This is a genomic window from Dolichospermum sp. UHCC 0352 (assembly GCF_009711925.1).
Taxonomy (GTDB): domain Bacteria; phylum Cyanobacteriota; class Cyanobacteriia; order Cyanobacteriales; family Nostocaceae; genus Dolichospermum; species Dolichospermum lemmermannii.
This window is the reverse complement of the sequence record NZ_VIKY01000229.1, coordinates 1,152-2,137: the sequence shown is the minus strand read 5'-3', so window position 1 is coordinate 2,137 and position 986 is coordinate 1,152. Positions and strand designations below refer to the sequence as shown.

1 protein-coding gene and 1 pseudogene are annotated in these 986 nt (G+C 40.1%); both read right to left on the bottom strand.

Annotation, left to right across the window (positions count from 1 at the left end):
- A pseudogene (locus tag FJR06_RS24030) lies at window positions 1–205 on the bottom strand (hypothetical protein); the annotation flags it as partial.
- Window positions 177–986: hypothetical protein (locus tag FJR06_RS16220; protein WP_174783489.1), on the bottom strand; the 810-nt coding region annotated here is incomplete at its 5' end. The gene FJR06_RS16220 and the pseudogene FJR06_RS24030, both read right to left, overlap by 29 nt.

Genomic DNA, 986 nt, shown 5'->3' with positions numbered 1-986 from the left:
CTTCAGGATCTAATGGTTCTGCTGGCTCTTCTGCGGTTTCCTCTGTCGAAGTCTCAACGTTATTATTTACAGGCGTTACAGGCTTTAGTGTCGGACTTGTCGGAGTTTTATTGACGGGCTTTGTCGTGGTTTGTGTCGGGGTTTGTCGGGGTTGGGTCGTTTGCGCTAATGTAGCTTCAATTCTTAGGGGAAATATTAGAAACAATAGTAATAGTAGTTTGGTATTTACCATCTTTACCCACCCAAGGTTTTACCTTCTTAATATACCCATTACGGGGACTTCTGACAATCGGAATATCAGCTAATTTATCCTCAATTGCACTTAATGAAATACCCAGTTGTGCAAGTTGATAATCGTTATTTCTGACAGCTTCTTCATACTGTAACCTAGACCGTTCAAAATCTTGTCTGGATTGGGTTTGGGACTGCGATCGCTTTGATTCTTCAACTGATGCCTGATATTCTTGAATCTGACGATTAACTCTAGCGGCTTCTAATTTAGATTTAGCAACCTGTAAATTTGATTCAGCCAAATTAACATTAGTCTGTAGTTGTTCTAATTCCTGAGTTTGGAGAATTGCAGAATTATCAAGTTTAGCTTGTTCTCTGTCAACTTCTGAACGAGCTTGTTCTAATTCAGATTGTAAGTTTTTTAGTTTTGATTGTTCATGTTGCAATATCTCTGATTGCATTTTCATATCGTTCATGGCGACAATCATTTGATCCTGTTCTTGGATCTTTTGGGAAGCGATCGCTAAACTAGCCCCAGCCTTTTCAAATTCAGCACGGCGTTCTGGGTTGTCAGTTGTTAGCAGTTTGGAACGACTGCTCAAAATAACCATAGCCTGTTTTAATTTCAGTTCCGCCTGGGAAATAGCCGCTAATTCTTCACTAAATGCAGATGGTGGTAAATTCTTTAATAGTGGGGTAGGTGGTGGTGGTGTAGGTGCTATCAGAGTTTTAGCGTTAAGGTTGTCAATTTGGAG